Source organism: Mesorhizobium sp. M2E.F.Ca.ET.209.01.1.1, from assembly GCF_004010375.2.
In the GTDB taxonomy this organism is placed as follows: Bacteria; Pseudomonadota; Alphaproteobacteria; order Rhizobiales; family Rhizobiaceae; genus Mesorhizobium.
In genome coordinates, this window is record NZ_SADP02000003.1 from 178237 (window position 1) to 196884 (window position 18648).

Annotated in this window: 17 protein-coding genes; 16 read left to right on the forward strand and 1 reads right to left on the reverse strand. The window is 63.6% G+C overall.

Translation table 11 applies throughout. The features are described from left to right. Positions 1 to 85 precede the first annotated feature (85 nt). The 12 genes from EN852_RS07030 (at position 86) to EN852_RS07085 (ending at position 14074) form a co-directional block, all read left to right on the forward strand. Entirely contained in the window at positions 86 to 349 is a 264-nt protein-coding gene (locus tag EN852_RS07030; RefSeq protein WP_127874259.1) for a hypothetical protein, read from the forward strand. A 259-nt stretch (positions 350 to 608) separates the two neighbouring features. Beyond that, on the forward strand, positions 609 to 2042 hold the full coding sequence (locus tag EN852_RS07035) for a UbiA family prenyltransferase (protein ID WP_127874258.1): 1434 nt from the start codon (positions 609 to 611) through the stop codon (positions 2040 to 2042). Beyond that, complete coding sequence (locus EN852_RS07040; protein ID WP_127874257.1) at positions 2042 to 3394, forward strand: FAD-binding oxidoreductase; 1353 nt, start codon at positions 2042 to 2044, stop codon at positions 3392 to 3394. Before EN852_RS07035 ends, EN852_RS07040 begins: the two co-directional genes overlap by 1 nt. 122 nt (positions 3395 to 3516) lie before the next feature. Further along, the gene (locus tag EN852_RS07045) at positions 3517 to 3966 is read left to right on the forward strand and encodes a transporter (RefSeq protein WP_127874256.1); all 450 of its coding nucleotides are present in this window, start codon (positions 3517 to 3519) and stop codon (positions 3964 to 3966) included. Then, positions 3963 to 4970, forward strand: a complete 1008-nt coding sequence (locus tag EN852_RS07050) for an NAD(P)-dependent oxidoreductase (protein ID WP_127874255.1) — start codon at positions 3963 to 3965, stop codon at positions 4968 to 4970. The genes EN852_RS07045 and EN852_RS07050 overlap by 4 nt, the downstream gene beginning before the upstream one ends. Before the next feature lie 33 nt (positions 4971 to 5003). Beyond that, entirely contained in the window at positions 5004 to 6470 is a 1467-nt protein-coding gene (locus tag EN852_RS07055; RefSeq protein WP_189545782.1) for an aspartate aminotransferase family protein, read from the forward strand. A 13-nt stretch (positions 6471 to 6483) separates the two neighbouring features. Beyond that, entirely contained in the window at positions 6484 to 7716 is a 1233-nt protein-coding gene (locus tag EN852_RS07060; RefSeq protein WP_127874253.1) for a hypothetical protein, read from the forward strand. Further along, on the forward strand, positions 7713 to 8465 hold the full coding sequence (locus tag EN852_RS07065) for an FkbM family methyltransferase (RefSeq protein WP_127874252.1): 753 nt from the start codon (positions 7713 to 7715) through the stop codon (positions 8463 to 8465). Before EN852_RS07060 ends, EN852_RS07065 begins: the two co-directional genes overlap by 4 nt. Before the next feature lie 155 nt (positions 8466 to 8620). Continuing rightward, positions 8621 to 11182, forward strand: a complete 2562-nt coding sequence (locus EN852_RS07070; RefSeq protein ID WP_127874251.1) for an FAD-dependent oxidoreductase — start codon at positions 8621 to 8623, stop codon at positions 11180 to 11182. A 209-nt stretch (positions 11183 to 11391) separates the two neighbouring features. Continuing rightward, on the forward strand, positions 11392 to 12156 hold the full coding sequence (locus EN852_RS07075; RefSeq protein ID WP_127874250.1) for a site-2 protease family protein: 765 nt from the start codon (positions 11392 to 11394) through the stop codon (positions 12154 to 12156). A gap of 58 nt (positions 12157 to 12214) precedes the next feature. Further along, a complete protein-coding gene (locus EN852_RS07080) occupies positions 12215 to 13156 on the forward strand; it encodes a phosphoribosylaminoimidazolesuccinocarboxamide synthase (RefSeq protein WP_127874249.1) in 942 nt (313 codons plus the stop codon). A gap of 75 nt (positions 13157 to 13231) precedes the next feature. Beyond that, positions 13232 to 14074, forward strand: coding sequence for a DUF1194 domain-containing protein (locus EN852_RS07085; protein WP_127874248.1), 843 nt, complete (start codon positions 13232 to 13234; stop codon positions 14072 to 14074). 7 nt (positions 14075 to 14081) lie between these two features. Here the strand turns inward: EN852_RS07085 and EN852_RS07090 are convergent, their stop codons facing one another. Beyond that, entirely contained in the window at positions 14082 to 14930 is an 849-nt protein-coding gene (locus EN852_RS07090; RefSeq protein ID WP_127874247.1) for a hypothetical protein, read from the reverse strand. Positions 14931 to 15023: 93 nt separating this feature from the next. On the opposite strand from EN852_RS07090, the gene EN852_RS07095 reads away from it, so the two are divergent. The 4 genes from EN852_RS07095 to EN852_RS07110 all read left to right on the forward strand — a co-directional run bounded on the left by EN852_RS07095 (position 15024) and on the right by EN852_RS07110 (position 18629). Further along, complete coding sequence (locus tag EN852_RS07095; protein WP_127874246.1) at positions 15024 to 15818, forward strand: class I SAM-dependent methyltransferase; 795 nt, start codon at positions 15024 to 15026, stop codon at positions 15816 to 15818. Positions 15819 to 15949: 131 nt separating this feature from the next. Continuing rightward, on the forward strand, positions 15950 to 16900 hold the full coding sequence (locus EN852_RS07100; RefSeq protein WP_127863401.1) for an ABC transporter substrate-binding protein: 951 nt from the start codon (positions 15950 to 15952) through the stop codon (positions 16898 to 16900). 167 nt (positions 16901 to 17067) lie between these two features. After that, positions 17068 to 17841: an ABC transporter permease gene (locus EN852_RS07105; protein ID WP_127874419.1), complete on the forward strand. Its 774-nt coding sequence runs from the start codon at positions 17068 to 17070 to the stop codon at positions 17839 to 17841. Then, a complete protein-coding gene (locus EN852_RS07110; protein WP_127874245.1) occupies positions 17838 to 18629 on the forward strand; it encodes an ABC transporter ATP-binding protein in 792 nt (263 codons plus the stop codon). Before EN852_RS07105 ends, EN852_RS07110 begins: the two co-directional genes overlap by 4 nt. The last annotated feature ends 19 nt before the right edge of the window (positions 18630 to 18648 follow it).

Below are 18648 nucleotides of genomic sequence, written 5' to 3' on the forward strand. Positions count from 1 at the left end.
TAACATCTCATATAAGCTCCGACGCAAAGGGCGAGAATGCCTTGCAAATTTGAACAGAGGCGGTGTGTGAAACACCGGAATTGCAATGTGGAAGTCTGTCGTTGCCGCCATCGCTTTCTTGGCCTTGGGCGGTTCGGCTTTCGCCGCCAGCGCGATCAACAGGGACGCTCAGACGCGGACCCTGGTCGTGACCGAAGGCGGCGCCAAGAGCGAGCTGACGCTCGGTGCCGGCGAGACGGTGGAGTTCTGCCCGAACGGCTGCTTCGTGACCCTCCCCAATGGTGACCTCGAAGCGCTGACCGGTTCGGAGACGGTCGAAATTTCGGGCGGGACCGCCCGCATCAAGTAACGCGCAACGGATCGGCGCGACAAGATTGGCAAAGGCCGGACCGATGTCCGGCCTTTTATCGTTTCCGGTAGCCGACGCTTAACGATGACACCCGAAAAACCGGTATGACCATGCTCTGCAACCGGACGTTTTAACGTTCGCTGCGTCATCCCCGGCTATATCTGCCCCAAGGACGCCGGCACACGGCGTGGGTTGAATTGGCGCGTGGTCCTTTCCGAGAGCGGAGTTCCGGGATCCTGCGCTCGATCGGGGCAGGACAATGGACGCGAGGTCGGACAGGAACGCAATTCCGCTCGCGGTCGATCTCGACGGTACGTTGGTTGCAACGGACCTTCTGTGGGAAGGCCTGTTCATCCTCCTCAAGAAGAATCCGCTCTATTTCCTTCTGCTGCCGCTCTGGCTGACGGGCGGTCCGGCGCGGCTTAAGCAGGAAATATCCCTGCGCGTCGACATCGACCCGGCCTCGCTGCCTTACCGCCAGGAATTGATCGACCGTTTGCGCGCCGAGCATCGGGAGGGCCGCAAAATCGTGCTGGCGACGGGAACCCCCCGCAAGTTTGCGGAATCCATCGCGGCACATCTCGGCATTTTCGATCGCGTGCTGGCGACCGACGGCCCGACTAATATGACCTCGGGCCGCAAGTGCGCCGCTCTGGTCGCCGCCTATGGCGATGCCGGCTTCGATTATGCTGGCAACAGCCGCCACGACCTCAAAGTGTTCGATGCCGCGCGCAACGCGCTGGTGGTGGCGCCCGACCGCAGCGCCCGGCGCTGGCGGGAGGCGCATCAAGCCGAGGCCGTGCCGGCGCCGAAGCCGACGCTCACAACCTACGTCAAGATGCTGCGCATGCATCAGTGGCTGAAGAACGCGCTGATCGCCGTGCCGATGGTGCTGTCGCACGAATATTTCAATCCCAATATGATCTGGGAATGCCTGCTGGCGTTCGTGTCCTTCAGCGCCGTGGCGTCCGCCATCTACATCCTCAACGATTTCTTCGACCTGGCCCTCGACCGCAAGCATCCGACCAAGCGCAACCGGCCTTTCGCCAGCGGCGCATTGTCCATTCCGTTCGGCATGGGCGCGATCGTGGCGCTGCTTGCGATCGGCGTCGCGGCGGGCCTCTTCCTTCCGATCGAATTCCTCGGCGTGCTTGCCGGCTATCTGGTCGTCACCACTGCCTATTCGCTATCGTTCAAGCGCATGCTTCTGATCGACGTGCTGACGCTTGCCGGCCTCTACACGATCCGCGTGCTGGCGGGCGCGGCCGCCACCGGCGTCGACGTTTCCTTCTGGTTGCTCGCCTTCTCGATCTTCTTCTTCCTGTCGCTGGCGCTGGTGAAGCGCTTCGTCGAATTGCGCACCACCGCCATTCCGCCGGGCGAGCGCATCGCCGGCCGCGGCTACCGCACCGAGGACCAGGAGATCGTCGCCCAGGCCGGCATGGCGTCGGCCTTCTCCTCGGCGCTGGTCTTGGCGCTCTATATGGATAGCCCGGCGGTGCGCGAGCTTTACCCGCATCCCTGGCTGATATGGCCGCTGGCGCCGATCGTGCTCTATCTCACGATGCGCGTCTGGATCCTCGCCCGGCGCGACGAGATGCATGACGACCCGGTCGTCTTCATCATCCGCGACTGGCGCAGCCAGATCGTCGTCGCCATCGGCGCGGTCTTCCTCGTCGCCGGAGGCTGGTGATGGGCCAAGAGCGCTTCGGCAGCTTTGGACGGGCGACGCCGCCTGCGCGCAACACGATTGCAGCGGATGAGGCTATCGCGCTTTTGAAAGGCGGCACGGCAAGGCCGGGATCGCTGCTCGGCTACGGCAACGGCCGCTCCTATGGCGACAGCTGCCAGAACGCTGCCGGCGTGGTGGTCGACATGCGGTCGCTCAACCGCATCCGTTCCTTTAACGCAGAGACCGGTGTGCTCGAAGCGGATGCCGGCACGCTGCTTTGCGACATCATCGCTTATGCCGCGCCCTACGGCTTCTTCCCAGCCGTGGTTCCAGGCACGCAGTTCGTGACGCTGGGCGGCGCGATCGCCAACGACGTTCACGGCAAGAACCACCACCGGCGAGGCACCTTCGGCAGCCATGTCGAGGTCTTGACGCTGCTCAGGTCCGACGGCCGGACCTATCGCTGCTCGCAGACCGACAATGTCCACCTGTTCGGGGCGACGATCGGCGGCATGGGGCTGACGGGGCTGATCCTTTCGGCATCGATCAAGCTGATGCGGGTGCCGTCGCTCGATATCACGGAAAGTGCGACGCAGTTTCGCGATCTCGGCGAATTCTTCGATCTTGCCGAGGCGGCCGACCAGGCCAACGAATATGCCGTCGCCTGGATCGACCAGCTTGCCGGCGGCCACGGGCGCGGGCGAGGGCTTTTGTTGACCGGCAATCACGCAGAGCACGGCTCGCACGCCGCCGCGAATGCCGGCAGCCGGCTTTCCGTGCCGGTGCAGCCGCCATTCAATGTGCTGAACCGGCCCTTCCTCACTGTCTTCAACGCGGCCTACCGCTGGAAAAAGGGCAAGTCCACGGCCCCACGCCAGGCGGGCTACCAGGGTTTCTTCTTTCCGCTCGACGGCGTCCGCGACTGGAACCGGCTCTACGGGCCGCGTGGGCTTTTCCAGCATCAGAGCGTGGTGCCGGAGGCCAATGCGCGCCGCATCGTGCCGGCGCAGCTCGAGACGGCCCGGCGGGCGGGACAGGGATCGTTCCTGACGGTGCTCAAGCGCTTCGGCGATGTCCGCTCGCCGGCGCTGCTGTCGTTCCCGCGGCCCGGCTACACGCTGACGCTCGATTTCCCGAACCGGGGCGAAAGGACATTGCGGCTGCTCGCCGAGCTTGACCGCATTACGGTCGAGGCGGGCGGGGCGGTCAACCCCTACAAGGACGCCAGGATGGGGCCCGAGACATTCGCCGCGTCGTTCCCGCAATGGCAGCGGCTGGAGGCGCTTCGCGACCCGGCTTTCCTGTCAAGCCTCTGGGCGCGTACCGCCATGAGATTGGAGATCGGACAAGGGACAGCTGAAGCCGCGGAATAGCTAAAAGTCGAATAGATCATGGTAAGCGAAGTGTTACGCCATGGTTTACTCAAAACAAAGTCGAGACTTCACGAAATATTTGCAGGTTTGTAATAGGACCGCCCGAGGGCGGGGTGGCAACAATGAAATACATAATCTTTATTCTCTTCACGGTCATGACCAATGCCGCGGCGCAGCTGATGCTGAAGCAGGGCATGATGTCGATGGGGCCGATCTCCTTCGAAGGTGTCAATCCGCTCGTCAAGCTGCTGCAGATCGTGTTCAGCCCCTGGGTGTTCCTCGGCCTGTGCACCTTCGTCATCTCGATGGCGTCACATCTCTATGTGCTGTCCAAGGTCGAGCTCAGCTTCGCCTATCCGTTCCTCAGCCTCGCCTATGTCGCCGTGGCGATCTTTGCCTATTTCGTCTTCCGCGAGGACCTCAATGGCTGGCGCATAGCAGGCATCGCCTGCGTCTGCGTCGGCACGATCCTGATCGCCCAGAGTGGCAGAGAAATGGGTGGGCGCGGGCATGAGGATCGGACCGCGTCCATCAATCCCGACAAGATCGGCACAAGCGAGATCGTTCGATGAGACATGTGATTTTCGGCGGCGACGGTTTCGTCGGCCGTCATCTTGCCCCCAAGCTTGTCGCGGATGGCGAGACCGTCGTGGTCGCCGACATCGTCAAGAGCGATTTGCCGCATTACCGTTCGATGCGCTTCATCACCTGCGATGTCACCGATCCGGTCTCGGTCGCGGCGGTCGGGCTCAGGGCCGACGACATGGTCTACAATCTGTCGGCCAAGATGCTGTCGCCGATCCAGGTGCGCGCCAAGCGGCACGACTTCTTCTTCCCGGTGAATTTCCACGGCACCGAGAACATCATCCAGGCGATGGACAAGGCCGGCGCCTCGAAGCTCGTCCACTACACGACCGACATGATCTACGGCCACACGGTGGTGCTGCCGATGACCGAGGACCATCCGGTCGCGCCGCTCGGCGAATATGGCCTGTCGAAGCTCAAGACCGAAGAGCTCGCCGCCGAATGGCGCAAGCGCGGCATGTCGATCTCGCTGTTTCGGCCGCGCCTGATCATCGGTCCTGGACGCCTCGGCATCCTGGAAAAGCTGTTCAAGCTGATCGACTGGGGCCTTCCCGTGCCGATGATCGGCTCGGGCCGGAATCCCTACCAGTTCATCTCGGTGTTCGACTGCGCCGAGGCCGCCCGCGCGGCCTGGAAGGCCGGCGTGCCGAACGAGGCCTATAATCTCGGCTCGCTCAATCCGCCGCCAGTCAAAAAACTGCTGGGCGATCTGATCCGCCATGCCGGCTCGAAGTCGATCCTGCTGCCGACGCCCAGCTGGGCGGTCAAGCGCACGCTCGACCTGCTCGATCTGTTGAACATGCCGATCATGGACCCGGAGCAGTATCTGATCGCCGACGAGGAATGCGTGCTCGACGTGTCCAAGGCCGAGCGCCAGCTCGGCTGGGTGCCGCAATATCACGACGAGGACATGCTGATCGCCGCCTACAGCGAATACCGCGCCAAGAAGGACGGCCACGCCCTCGCCACCGAACACGTGCCTGCCGAATAGGGCGACGAAGGGGAGATTTTTCAGATGACTGTCATGGCCAAGCCGGAACAGACAGGCGCGCGCACGCTGGTCGAAGCGCCGGCACTGTCGCCCGCTTCGATCGCCAAGCCCGATTTGATCAGCGTCGAGCAGGCCAAGGCGATGGACGTCGCCCGCATCACTGACCTGTTCAAGGCGCATCTCAACCCTGGCCAGCTGCATTTCATGAAGCTGCTCGGCTTCCACAAGGTCAAGATCGAGCGCGCCGAGGGCATGTTCTATATCGACCAGAACGGCCGCAAGATCCTCGACTTCTTCGGCGGTTTCGGATCGCTGGCTTTCGGCCATAACCATCCGCGCATCCTGGAAGCGCGGAAAAAGTTCCAGGAGGAGAAACGCCAGGAGATCGCCATCGCCTTCATGTCGCAATATGCGGCGGCGCTCGCGCACAACATCGCCAAATGCTCGCCCGGCGACCTCGACATGGTGTTTTTGGGCTCCTCCGGTTCTGAAGCCATGGAAGCGGCGGTGAAGCTCGCCGAGCGCGCCGCAGGGCCGAAGCGGCCGAAAATCGTCTATGCCGAGAATTCCTTCCACGGCAAGACCAAGGGCGTGTTGGCGATCACCGACGGCCAGCTCTACCGCGCCGACTTCAAGGTGACGGACAATGTCGTGCGCGTGCCCTTCGCCGACATCGACGCCGTCGAGCGGCTGTTCAAGAGCGATCCCGAGATCGGCGTCATCGTGTTGGAAACCATCCAGGGCGGCGGCGGCATCATCCAGGCAGAGGCGCAATACTGGCAGAAGCTGCGCGCGCTGTGCGATCGGCACGGCGTGCTGTGGGTCGCCGACGAAGTGCAATGCGGCTATGGCCGCTCCGGCCGCTTCTATGCCTTTGAGCATTACGGCGTGGTGCCGGATGTGACGGCGCTGGCGAAATCGCTGGGCGCCGGCAAGGCGGCGGTCGGCGCCATGATCGCCAGGCGCGACGTCTACATGAAGGCCTATGGCACGCCGAAGACGGCGATGATCCATGCGATGGCGACCTTCGGCGGCATGGGCGAGGCCTGCGTCACCGCGATCGAGGGCATCAATGTTCTCTATGACGAGGGGCTGATCGACAACGCCGCCTCGACCGGCGAGTACCTTCTGCAGCGGCTCAAGGCGCTGAAGGAAAAATATCCGAAGATCATCAAGGATGTGCGCGGCAAGGGTTTTATGATCGGGCTCGAGTTCCACGATTTCTCGCAGACCCTGCCGATGGTTCTGCGTCCGGTGGTGAGCGTGCTCGACGACAAGCTCAAGGGCTCGCTGTCCGGCTTCGTCGGCTCGCTCTTGCTGCGCGATTACGACGTGCTCGTCGCGTTCACCGAATACAACCGTAACGTCATCCGGCTCGAGCCGCCGCTGATCTGCCGGCCCGAGCATGTCGACCGCTTCGTCGACGCCTTCGACAGCCTGTTGTCGCGCGGCATCGTGGCGATCGTGAAGGATTTCGTGAAAAGCCAGGTCGGTAAATAAGAGGCCGCCGAGCATGCTGACCAGGCCGTCCGCTCCGACCAATCCGCTGGAACGATTGACCGGCGCCGGCCTGGCGTGGGGCGAGGGGGTTTACGCGAAATGGGCAGCATCGATCGGAGCGGTCGCCTTCTCGCTCTATATCCTGCTCACCGCCGCGACCGCCTGGTTCATGGCCGACGCCAATTGGGACATGCTGCCTTATCTGGCGATCGCCGAGGAAGGCGCCTATCCCGATCAACAGGCGCTGCATGACTACGCCTACGGCACGGTCAAGGCCGGCGTGTCGGCCGGCGACTACAAGACCCTGACCGACGATGGCGGCGGCTTCCGCAGCCACATGGCGCAGAACGCCGCCGACTTTCATTCGCTGCTCGGCATGTACCGAATCAAGTTCCTTTATGCGGAAATCCTGTCCAGCCTCAGCCAAGTCGTCTCGCCGGTCGAGGCGATGCGGCTGGTGCAGGTTTTTTCGGTGCTGCTGTTCGGCGCCATCACGCTCGCCTGGCTGCGCGCGGAAGGCGCGCTGGCGCTGGCGCCGGTCGTCGGCGCGATCCTGATCATGGCCGATTTCGGCGACGCGGCGCGCGCCTCGACGCCCGACCTTCTGTGCTCGGCGTTGTTCCTTGGCGGGCTCTTTGCTTATGTGCGCAGGCGCGAGGCAGCGACGGCGGCCCTCCTTTTCCTCGCCTTCATGGCTAGGCCGGACAACATCGTCTTCCTCGCCATCTTCGCGGTGCTGCTCGTCGCCTTCCGCGAGAGGGCATGGGGCGCGCTGGCCGGCTTCGTTGCTTCCTTTGTCGCCTATTTCGCCATCTCGCACTGGGCGCAACACCCGGGCTGGTGGCCGCATCTGTGGTTTTCCAGCATCGAGCAGCACTACAATATGGACGGGTTCGAACCGCCTTTTTCGATCGCGGCTTATCTAAAGGCCTTCGCCGCTTCGGTGGTGCGCGCCATCAGCGTCAACAGCTGGGTCGGTGTCTCGGTACTGGCTTTGGCCGGCTGGTATGGGCTGGAGCGCGCCGGCTTCCGGCTGGATCGCCGCGCCAGCATCCTGCTGGCCGCGCTGGTGCTCGGCGTGCTGGCGAAATTCGCGGTCTTCCCGATCCACGACACCCGCATCTACTTCCCCAACCTCCTGCCGCCCTTCCTGCTGCTCGCCGCGCCGTTGATGGCCCTGTGGGCGGCCGCAAGTCAGAGCGGGCGCCGCGCGGCGCTGCAGGCCGTTCCCGGAGACAAGTCATGAGCTCGCTTTCCAGCCTCGCGCGCGTTCTCCTGTCGCTCGTTCTCCCGGCAGGCCTGCTCGATCGCGGCCCGGCTTTGCACGGCACGAAATTCCTCGCCAAAGCTGCCTTGGGGGCACGTTTCGGTGGTCGGCCATTCCAGATGGTCAATGTCGGCGCTTGCGACGGCGCGCTGTTCGACGACGTGACGCCCTGGCTGCACCGGATCCCCGGGGCGCGCGCCATGCTGGTCGAGCCGATCCCCTACAATCAGAAGCGGCTTCGCGCGAATTACCCGGACACCAGCCGCTTCGTCATCGAGCCGGTGGCGGTCACGAAGACCAGGGGCACGATCACCGTCCACACTTTCGATGCCGCGGCGCTCGAAGCGGGCACGCTGCCGATCGAGTTCATCGGCTGCTCGTCGGTCACCGACACCAATCTGATGTCGGGCAAGAATGCCTGGGGCGAGGCCGACGCCAACTTCAACAAGTTCGCGCCGCATCTGAAGGACATCGAAGTGCCGTCCGAGACCTTGCAGACGCTGCTCGACCGCAACGGCATTGCCCATATCGACGCCTTCCTGGTCGACTGCGAGGGCGCCGACTGGATGGTGTTCGAGCAGCTCGACCTTGAGCGTTACCGCCCCCGCATGATCAAGATCGAGGTCGGCGCGCTGCCTGCCGCCGAGATCGGCCAGGTCGTGGTCAAGCTCAAGACCGCTGGTTATCAGGTCGGCTTCCAGGCCGAGGACATCTGGGCCTTCGCCTGAGAGGAATTCCATTCCGAGCCAAGTCCGGACGCGGGGTCGCGCCGCACCTGCGGCGTGTCGCAAACAGGCGGTAGCCCGATCCGCGTCCTCTGCATATTGTGCGCCATTCGAAAGGGCGCAGGCGCGCCCGTTTTATGCTTCTGGAGTCGCGGGCAATGGCAGAGTTTCCGAAAAAGGCGAAGGTCGTCATCGTCGGTCTGGGCGGTATCGTCGGCGCGTCCGTCGCCCACCACCTGATCGAGCGCGGCTGGGACGACATCGTCGGCATCGACAAGTCGGGTATCCCGACCGATATCGGCTCGACGGCGCATGCCTCGGACTTCTGCTACACGACCAGCCACGATTTCCTCTCCTGCTGGACGACGCTCTACTCCATCGATTTCTACGAGAAGATGGGGCATTACGCGCGCGTCGGTGGCCTGGAGGTGGCGCGCGTCGGCGACGATGCCCGCATGGACGAGATCAAGCGCAAGATCGCCTCTGCCAAGGCGTTCGGCACCCGTGCGCGGCTGATCGAGCCGGCCGAGATCAAGGAAAAATTCCCGCTGATTGAGGAGCATCTGGTGCAGGGCGGCCTGTGGGACCCGGATGCCGGTCTCGTCATTCCGCGCTCGCAGACGGTGGCCGGCAAGCTGGTCGACCAGGGCGTCGCTTCCGGCAAGCTGCAGGCTTTCGCCAACACCTCGGCCAAGGAACTGATCGTCGAAAACGGCCGCATCAAGGGCGTGGTGACCGAGCGCGGCACGATCGAGGCCGATTATGTCGTGGTCTGCACCGGCATCTGGGGGCGGCTCACCGCAGCGCTGGTCGGCGAGGACCTGCCGGTCATGCCGATCGACCATCCGCTGACCTTCTTCGGCCCCTATAACGAGTTTGCCGGCACCGGCAAGGAGATCGGCTGGCCGCTGCTGCGCGACCAGGGCAATTCGGCCTATATGCGCGACACAGGCGATCCGAAGACCGCCGAGGGCGGGCAGATCGAATGGGGTTATTACGAGGAGACCAACCCGCGCCTCTGCCACCCGCGCGATCTGCTCGAAAAGCATGAGGCGCGGCTGTCGCCATCGCAGCGCGACCTCGACATGGAGCAGATCCTGGCGCCGTTGGAGCGGGCCATGGAGCTGACTCCGATCCTGGGCGAGCTCGGCTACAATGAAGGCCATTCCTTCAACGGGTTGCTGCAGGTGACCACCGATGGCGGCCCGTCCATGGGCGAGAGCCAGAAGGTGAGGGGCCTGTGGTACGCCGTCGCCATCTGGGTCAAGGATGGCCCCGGCATGGGCAAGCTCATCGCCGACTGGATGACCGACGGCCGCACCGCGATCGACCATCACCAGATCGATTATTCGCGCTTCTACCCGCACCAGACGCAGGAACAGTTCATCTGGGATCGCTGCACCGAGACGGCGATGAAGGTCTACAATCCGGCCGTCCATCCGCGCGAGCCCTTCTCGAAGGGCCGCAACATCCGCCGCTCGCCCTTCTGGGAGCGCGAGAAGGAACTCGGCGGCTATTTCATGGAACTCGGCGGCTGGGAGCGCGCCCATGGCTACGCCGCCAACGAGCATCTCCTGGAGAAATACGGCAACCGCGTGCCGGTGCGCGAGAACGAGTGGGACAACCGCCATTTCTGGCGTGTCTCCAATGCCGAGCATCTGGCGATGAGCGAGGATTGCGGTATCGTCAACCTGTCGCATTTCTCGATGTATGACGTCGAAGGGCCCGACCATGTCGCGCTGCTCGAATGGCTATGCGCGGCCAAGATCGGCGGCGACAACAATATCGGCAAGGGCATCTACACCCACTTCCTCGACGAGGAAGGCATGGTGCGCGCCGACTTCACCGTCATCCGCATGGCCGACCGCTGCCGAGTGATCGACGGCGCCGACGCCGGCCCGCGCGACTTCCGCTACATGCAGCGCACCGCGCAGGACAAAGGCTTCGATGTCACCGTCACCGACGTGACTGAGAAATACGTCACCATCGGTATCTGGGGGCCGAACGCCCGCACGACCTTGCAGAAGGTGGTCGAGGATCCGAACGGCCTGACGCCGGAGAATTTCCCCTTCGCGGCGATCAAGCCGATCAGGATCGGCGGCAAGGATGTGACGGCCTTCCGCATCTCCTATGTCGGCGAGCAGGGCTGGGAACTGCATATGCGCTACGAGGACGGTCTTGCCGTCTGGGACGCGCTGCGCTCCACCGGGGTCATGCCGTTCGGAGTCGAGACCTATGCCAACACGCGCCGGATGGAGAAGAGCCTGAGGCTGCAGAACGCCGATCTCTTGACCGAGTACAATCTGCTCGAGGCCGACCTTGCCCGTCCGAAGGTCAAGGAGAACGACTTCTGCGGCAAGGCCAAGCATCTGGAGTATCGCGCCCGCCAGCATCAGCCGGCGATGCTATGCACGCTGGTGATGACCGAGAACACCGATTCCAAGGGCGTCGCGCGCTATCCGGTCGGCACCATGCCGGTGATGGACCCGGCGACGGGCGAAACGCTGGTCGACGAGCTCGGCCGGCGTTCCTTCACCACATCGGTCGCCTACGGCCCGACCATCGGCAAGAACATCGCGCTTGCGTATCTGCCCTGGGCCTATGCCCAAGAAGGCCGCAAGCTGCAGGTCGAGTATTTCGGCGAGACCTATCCGGTCGAGGTTGCGGGAGTGGGTTACAAGCCGCTCTACGACCCGGAGAACCGCAAGCCGAGGAGCTGAGATCGCGGACGTCGCGGAGCGTCGATGCAAAAGCCCGGCTTCGGTCGGGCTTTTGTTTTTGTGCGGACCGAGAATGTCACCTGGAGCGGGTCACCGTCGAAGGAAACGGCGAACCGCTCCAGCTCTTTGTTTTGACGCAATTCCGGACGGAAAACCGCTCACACTTTTCCTGGAATTGCTCTAGCGTCGCACCGGGCGGAGGAAGCGGCTTGCAACGGTTCGGCTGGGACAGGAAGAACGATGCGTTCGTCTTCACGATGAAGGGGAACATTCCCGTTCACGTCAGCTGGACGTTTGCCATCCCCGCCGCCTTGCCGTTCCTGCATGAGTGGTCGAGACGTCCCCAGGTCGCCCTGATCCACACCGCCATATTCGCCGCGCTGCTGTTCCTGTCGGTGTTTCTGCATGAACTTGCCCATGTCTGGGCTGCGCGACGGCGCGGCATCGGCACCCAGCGGATAGACCTGTACCTGTTCGGCGGAATTGCCTGGTTCAAGCCCGGCACGGCTTCGCCCTATGGCTGGGCATGGATCGCCTTCGCCGGGCCGTTGGTGAACATCATCCTGGCGGCAGGTTTCGCAACTGCCTATTGCCTTTTTGCCCGGCCCTTGCTGCCTGTCGATCCGGACGGTCTTTTCAGTTCGCCGCCGCCGAGACCGGACACACTTTTGGAATGGACGCTTTGGTTTGGCGCCCTGGTGAATGCGGTTTTGGCCATTCTCAACCTGCTCCCGGCCTTTCCGCTCGATGGCGGGGCGATCGCCCGGCATCTGCTTGCGCCGCGTTTCGGCGCGGATACCGCCGTACGGATCGTCGGTTTCTGCGGCGTCGTGCTTTCGATCCTGCGCTTCGCGGTCATCGTGCCAGCCGCCATGGCCGGAATTCTGTTGTGGTTTCCGCCTTCCTTCAGGCCGAACTGGCGGGCGTTTCGCGCCGCCGGCAATAAGAAGCCCGTTCCGCAGCATCCGGCTTGATGTGCAGGGGCCAGCGGCTTATGTGGCCCGATCAGAAGCCTGCGAAAGCCTAACGCCCATGCGCATCCTGTCCGACGCCTTCATTCCCGAACTTCCCAATCACTATCACGGCAAGGTGCGCGAAAATTACGATCTGCCGGACGGGCGCCGCGTCATCATCGCCACCGACCGTTTGAGCGCGTTCGACATCATCCTGGCCTCGATCCCGTTCAAGGGCGAAGTCCTTACCCAGACAGCGCGCTACTGGTTCGAGGAGACCGCCGACATCTGTCCCAACCACGTGCTGGAATATCCCGACCCCAACGTCGTCGTCGGCACGCGGCTCGACATGCTGCCGGTCGAGATGGTCGTGCGCGGCTATCTGGCGGGGACCACCAGCACCTCGATCCTGACCAAGTACCGGAAAGGCGAACGGAGCTTCTACGGTCACAGCTTTCCCGACGGGCTGCGCGACAATGAAAAGCTGCCGCAAGCGATCATCACGCCAACCAGCAAAGCCGCCCATGGCGGCCATGACGAGCCGCTGTCGGAAGCCGAGATCATCGGCCGGCGGCTGCTCACGCAGGAACAGTGGGATACGGTATCGCGCTATGCGCTGCAGCTGTTCGCCCGCGGCCAGCAGCGCGCCGCCGAACGCGGCCTGATCCTGGCCGACACCAAATATGAATTCGGCACCGCGCCGGACGGCACCATCGTGCTGGCGGACGAAATCCACACGCCCGACAGCAGCCGCTATTGGATCGCTGCGAGCTATGACGAGGCGTTCGCAAGCGGCGGGCGGCCGCAGAGCTTCGACAAGGATTTCGTCCGGTCATGGGTGTCGGCGCGCTGCGACCCCTACAAGGATCCGATCCCCCCAATTCCCGACGAGATCATCAACCAGGCCTCGGCGGTCTATGTCCAGGCCTATGAAGCGATCACGGGGGCGAAATTCGTGCCCGACCTTTCCGGCGATACGGTGCTGGAGCGTATCCGTTCGAACCTCGCGCGGTATTTTTGAGGTTGCGCGCCGTCGGATTCGGCGCCCGGGAATTCCCGGCTTTTGTACGCGGTGATTTTCGCCTAACCTTCCGTCATGTCTGCTTATGCCCGCGCAAGGCATATCTTTCCAGGCGGCGCCGCGCTGGCGCTGGCGCTTTGGCTGACGCAAGCGGCTTCTCCCGCCGAGCCTGTCGATGTCGAGCTGGTGCTGGCGGTCGATGTCTCTCTCTCCATGTCGCCGGCGGAGCTGGAGATACAGCGTCACGGCTACGCGGCGGCGCTGACGCATGACAATGTGCTCAAGGCCATCGCCGACGGCGCCTATGGCAAGATCGCCGTCACCTATGTCGAATGGGCGGGCACGACCTGGCAACGAGTCGTCGTGCCGTGGACCGTGATCGCCAACCGCGCCGACGCCGATGGGTTCGTCGCGAAGCTCGACGCCAACCCGCCGGACAGCGCCCGGCGCACCTCGATTTCCGGGGCGCTGAGCTTCGGCAGCGACCTGTTCGCAGAGAGCGGATTCCAGGGAACCAAGCGCGTCATCGACGTTTCCGGCGATGGACCGAACAACCAGGGCGCGCCGGTCGACCTCACGCGGGACGAGGTGGTCAAGCAAGGCATCACCATCAACGGCCTGCCGCTGATGACGCGCGGCGGCTTCAGCGGCGCCTTCGATGTTGAAAATCTCGACCGTTATTACAGCGACTGCGTCATCGGCGGACCGGGCGCATTCATGGTTCCTGTCAATGACTGGACGCAATTTCCCGAAGCGATCCGCCGCAAGCTGGTGCTCGAGCTTGCTGGTCCAGCTTCACCGCAATGGGCGGCGGAAGAGGCCGCTCACCCGCCGGTTGTGCGGATCGACGACAGGCCGGCCGCCGACTGCCAGGCCGGCGAGAAGATGTGGCGCAACCGCGGCTGGGGCATGCCGTGAGCAACGCTCAAGCAAGTGCCTGCCTCAGCATCCGCTCAAGGGCGTCGGCCATGCGCGGCATGGAGGCGACTTCGCCGGCGTCTTGAGGCACTCTGCCGGGCGTCTTGTTGGCGTCCATCAAATAGGTCTTGCCGTCATGCACGGCGAAGTCGAACTTGCCGTAGTCGAAGCCCAGTTCCTTGCGTCTTCGGCGAAGATCGTCCGGAATGGGGCACGGCTCGCTGCGAAACACGCCCGCGCCTTTCACGATACGGTCGCGTGAGACAAAACGGCCGCAGAAATCATAGTCGCCGCAAAAGAGCCAGTAGCGCAGCGCAAAGCCATCGGGCTCGACTTCCGGCAGGAAACGTTCGACCAGAAGGTCGGGGTCGTCGAAGACATCTCGCGGCACTTCGGCAGCGTGGTCGAAGATCTGGTACTCCTTCAACACCCGGGCGCCGGGGAACGGTGGAGGGCGGCCGGCTCGCCGGGCGCGATGGTTGAGGCGGCTCTCCGGCATGCCGCCGCAATTCAGATCCCCTTTGACGATGACAGGGCCTTCCCAGCCATCGTGCGGAGCAACTCTGGCCATGCTGACGCGTGATTTCGAAATGTCGGTGACACCGACATTGAGGCAAAAAGGGAAGCGGCTCCCAAATTCGATGTAGGCGGAATCGACAGTCGTTGAGTCGACGTGAAGGATTGCGGCATCCCCGGCGATCTTCGCCGAGAAGCCCTGGGCAATGGTCCAGGAATGGCCGCGGCGGCGCAGATCCTCGAGGATTGCATGGATCATGTAGCTGCTTTCGGCTCGCCGAAACAGCTTGCGCTCGAGCAACCGGTCGTGCTCGTGCGTGATTACCACAATGTGCGCCACTCTGGCCCCCCGGCCTTCTTCCGTCCAAGCTATCGATAATATAGAGGACTGCGTCAGGGGAAGTGCAATGCACTACAAAAGGGGGCGAGAGGCATGTCCGATCTGTGGGCAAATCTTTTTCGTACGTGGGATCTCATCGGGGCGCCCTTGCGGCCGCACCCCGATGCGGTCGCGGTCATGAAACGCGAGCTGAGGACCGACGACGCGGAGATGGCGCTGCTCGGCGTCACGCCTGAGTTCGCCAGGCTCGGCAAATCGCTCACCGCTATCGATGCCAATCCGAACATGATCGGGGCGCTGTGGATTGGCGACGATGCCAGCCGCAAGGCGGTGGTCGGCAACTGGCTCGACCTGCCTCTGTCGGACCGGAGTGTCGATGCGATCATCGGCGACGGTTGCCTTTCCGCCGTCATCACCGAAGCCCAGCGCCTCAGATGCCTGGAAGAAATGGCTCGTGTGCTGAAGCCTGGCGGTCGCGCCGCCATCCGGCTGTTCGCAAGGCCGAAAGAGACAGAGCCGCTCAGCGCCATCAAAGCCGATGCCCTGGCTGGCAGGATAAAGGCGCTGGCCGAAATCGTGCTGCGCACGGCGCTGTCGTTGCCGGCCGCCGCGCCCGACTACGGCCTCAAGATGTCGGCCGTCCTTGATGGCATCAACGAGATGTTCGGCGACCGGACGGAACTGATGGCGGCGGGCGGGTGGCAGCCAGGGGCGTTTGCCTTCATAGACCTCTATAAAGGCTCCGACACGATCTGCTGCTGGCTGAACGAAGACATCCACGTGGGGGAGGCTTCACGTTATTTTGATGATTTCCGCCTGGTCGCCAGCGGCGGCTATCCGGTCGCCGAGCGCTGCCCGATCCTTGTCCTGAGCTCGCCGCGAATCTGACACGCGGAGCGCGCGATGAACCGGCGCAACGCCGGCGATTGGACCATCGTCGACTGCGGCTTCTGCTTCATTGACAAGCCTTTTGGCGTCTGTGAGACAATCTGAGCTCACCACAAAAAAGGGGAACCACAATGAACAGAACCACCATTTTCGCGGCGGCGCTGACGGTGGCCGCCGTGCTCGGCGCGCCGGCGATGGCCGCCACCTCGCTCACCATCGGCATCAGCGGCTGGACCGGCTTCGCGCCGCTGACTCTGGCCAAGCAGGCCGGGCTTTTCGAAAAGCACGGGCTCGACGTCACGCTGAAGAAAGTGCCGCAGGCGAGCCGCCCGCTGGCCATTGCCAGCGGCGACCTGCAATGCGCGGCGACCACGGTCGAGACCTGGATGGTGTGGAACGCCAGCGGCGTCACCACCAAGCAGATCTTCCAGCTCGACAAATCCTATGGCGCCGACGGTATCGTGGTGCGCAACGACATCAAGTCCGTCGCCGACCTCAAGGGCAAGAATGTCGCCTCGTCGGCGCCCGGCACGTCGCCCTATTTCCTGCTCGCCTGGGTGCTCAACAAGAACGGCATGTCGACCAAGGACGTCACCGTCGTCAATCTGGAGCCGGACGCGGCGGCGCAGGCCTTCCTGGCCGGCCAGAACGATGCCGCCGTGACCTACGAGCCATTCATTTCGGCCGTGCGCGACAAGGCCGACCAGGGCCACATCCTGGCGACCACGCTCGACTACCCGATGGTGCTGGACACCGTCGGCTGCACGCCGGATTTCCTCAAGGCCAACCCCGACGCTGCCAAGGCGCTTGCCGACAGCTATTTCGACGCGCTCGACCTGATCAAGAAGGATCCGCAGAAATCCTACGAGATCATGGGCGCCGATGTGAAGCAGTCGGCCAAGGAGTTCGAGGATTCGGCCAAGTACCTGAAATGGGCCGACAAGGAGGAGAACAAGCAGTTCTTCACCAAGGAGTTCCAGGATTTCTCCAAGACGGCTGCCGAGCTTTTGCTGCAGATGGGACTGATCAAGGAGGTCCCGGACGTGTCGACGCTTGCCGACACCAGCGCGGTGGCCAACTGATCGCGCATCATCCGATCGGCGGCGCAAGGCCGCCGGTCCCTTTTCTCTAAAGCGCGTCGCGATCCTCCGGATACGCCCCTCGCGCTTTAGCTCTTTGATTTTGCGCATGTCTTACCCGAAACCGGTTCCCACTTCCGGGAGACACGCTTTAAGGACTGGGCCTGATGCTGCGTCCCTTGCATCCCGTTCAGCCGGGCACTCGAACCGTGCTCGGCATCGCCTTCTTCATACTGTTCGTTGTGTTCTGGGCATGGATCACGCTCGGCGGCCATGTGAACCGGATCTTCCTCGCCGATCCGCTGTCCATGCTGAAGGATGGCTGGCGGCTGCTCACCGAGGACCGCTTCTGGCTCGATATCCTGATTACCATCTGGCGCGTCTTCGGCGGCTTCGTGCTGGCCTCGATCGTCGCGGTGCCGATCGGCATCGCCATGGGCGCCTGGAAGCCGGTCGAAGCCTTCCTCGAGCCGTTCGTGTCCTTCGCGCGTTACCTGCCGGCATCGGCCTTCATCCCGCTGCTCATCCTGTGGGCCGGCATCGGGGAATTCGAGAAGCTCCTGGTGATCTTCGTCGGCTCGGTGTTCCAGATCATCCTGATCGTCGCGGTCAAGGTCGGCGGCACGCGGCGGGACCTCGTCGAAGCCGCCTATACGTTGGGGGCGACCGACAACGGCATCGTCAAGCGCGTGATCATGCCGGCCAATGCGCCGGAGATCGCCGAAACGCTGCGGCTGGTGCTCGGCTGGGCGTGGACCTACGTCATCGTCGCCGAACTGATCGGGTCGTCGTCGGGCATCGGCTATATGATCATCAACAGCCAATCGCGGCTGGCGACCGGGCAGATCATCTTCGGCATTATCGTCATCGGGCTGATCGGACTTCTGTCCGACTTCGCCTTCAAGGCGCTCAACCGCTGGCTCTATCCATGGAGCCTGGCATGAGCAAACTTCTGATCGAAGGCGTCTCGCGGACCTTTGCCGGGGTCGGGGGCGGGCAGCCCGTGCGGGCGCTGCAGCCGGTCGACCTCGCGGTCGCGGCCAATGATTTCATCACCATCCTGGGGCCATCAGGCTGCGGCAAGTCGACCTTGCTCAGGATCGTCGCCGGGCTGGAAGCGCCGAGCACGGGCCGCGTGCTGCTCGACGGCAAGGCGGTCACAAGGCCGGGACCGGATCGCGGTATGGTGTTCCAGTCCTACACGCTGTTTCCCTGGCTGACGGTCGCGCAAAACATCGGCTTCGGCCTGCGTGAGCAAGGCAGGCCCGAGCGCGAGCGCAACGAGATCGTCGCCTCCTATATCGATCTCGTCGGCCTGAAAGGCTTCGAGAACCACTGGCCGAAACAGCTTTCGGGCGGCATGCAGCAGCGCACGGCGATCGCGCGGGCGCTGGCCAACGATCCCGAAATCCTGCTGCTCGACGAGCCGTTCGGCGCGCTGGACAACCAGACGCGCGGGCTGATGCAGGAATTGCTGCTCGGCATCTGGGAGCGGCGCAAGAAGACGGTGCTGTTCGTCACCCACGACATCGAAGAGGCGATCTTCATGGCGTCGCGGGTGATCGTGATGAGCGCGCGGCCTGGCCGCATCAAGTCGGACGTGCCGGTCGACCTGCCGCATCCGCGCCACTATACGCTGAAGACCAGCCCGGAATTCTCGGCGCTCAAGGCGCAGCTCACCGAAGACATCCGCATCGAGGCGATGCGAACGGCGCAGACGCAGTCGGCCTAGACGACTGCGCTCCTGCCTG

Coding starts and splice junctions, on each gene's coding strand:
- EN852_RS07030 (WP_127874259.1), top strand. CDS start 86: ATGTGGAAGTCTGTCGTTGCCGCCATCGCTTTCTTGGCCTTGGGCGGT.
- EN852_RS07035 (WP_127874258.1), top strand. CDS start 609: ATGGACGCGAGGTCGGACAGGAACGCAATTCCGCTCGCGGTCGATCTC.
- EN852_RS07040 (WP_127874257.1), top strand. CDS start 2,042: ATGGGCCAAGAGCGCTTCGGCAGCTTTGGACGGGCGACGCCGCCTGCG.
- EN852_RS07045 (WP_127874256.1), top strand. CDS start 3,517: ATGAAATACATAATCTTTATTCTCTTCACGGTCATGACCAATGCCGCG.
- EN852_RS07050 (WP_127874255.1), top strand. CDS start 3,963: ATGAGACATGTGATTTTCGGCGGCGACGGTTTCGTCGGCCGTCATCTT.
- EN852_RS07055 (WP_189545782.1), top strand. CDS start 5,004: ATGGCCAAGCCGGAACAGACAGGCGCGCGCACGCTGGTCGAAGCGCCG.
- EN852_RS07060 (WP_127874253.1), top strand. CDS start 6,484: ATGCTGACCAGGCCGTCCGCTCCGACCAATCCGCTGGAACGATTGACC.
- EN852_RS07065 (WP_127874252.1), top strand. CDS start 7,713: ATGAGCTCGCTTTCCAGCCTCGCGCGCGTTCTCCTGTCGCTCGTTCTC.
- EN852_RS07070 (WP_127874251.1), top strand. CDS start 8,621: ATGGCAGAGTTTCCGAAAAAGGCGAAGGTCGTCATCGTCGGTCTGGGC.
- EN852_RS07080 (WP_127874249.1), top strand. CDS start 12,215: ATGCGCATCCTGTCCGACGCCTTCATTCCCGAACTTCCCAATCACTAT.
- EN852_RS07085 (WP_127874248.1), top strand. CDS start 13,232: ATGTCTGCTTATGCCCGCGCAAGGCATATCTTTCCAGGCGGCGCCGCG.
- EN852_RS07095 (WP_127874246.1), top strand. CDS start 15,024: ATGTCCGATCTGTGGGCAAATCTTTTTCGTACGTGGGATCTCATCGGG.
- EN852_RS07100 (WP_127863401.1), top strand. CDS start 15,950: ATGAACAGAACCACCATTTTCGCGGCGGCGCTGACGGTGGCCGCCGTG.
- EN852_RS07110 (WP_127874245.1), top strand. CDS start 17,838: ATGAGCAAACTTCTGATCGAAGGCGTCTCGCGGACCTTTGCCGGGGTC.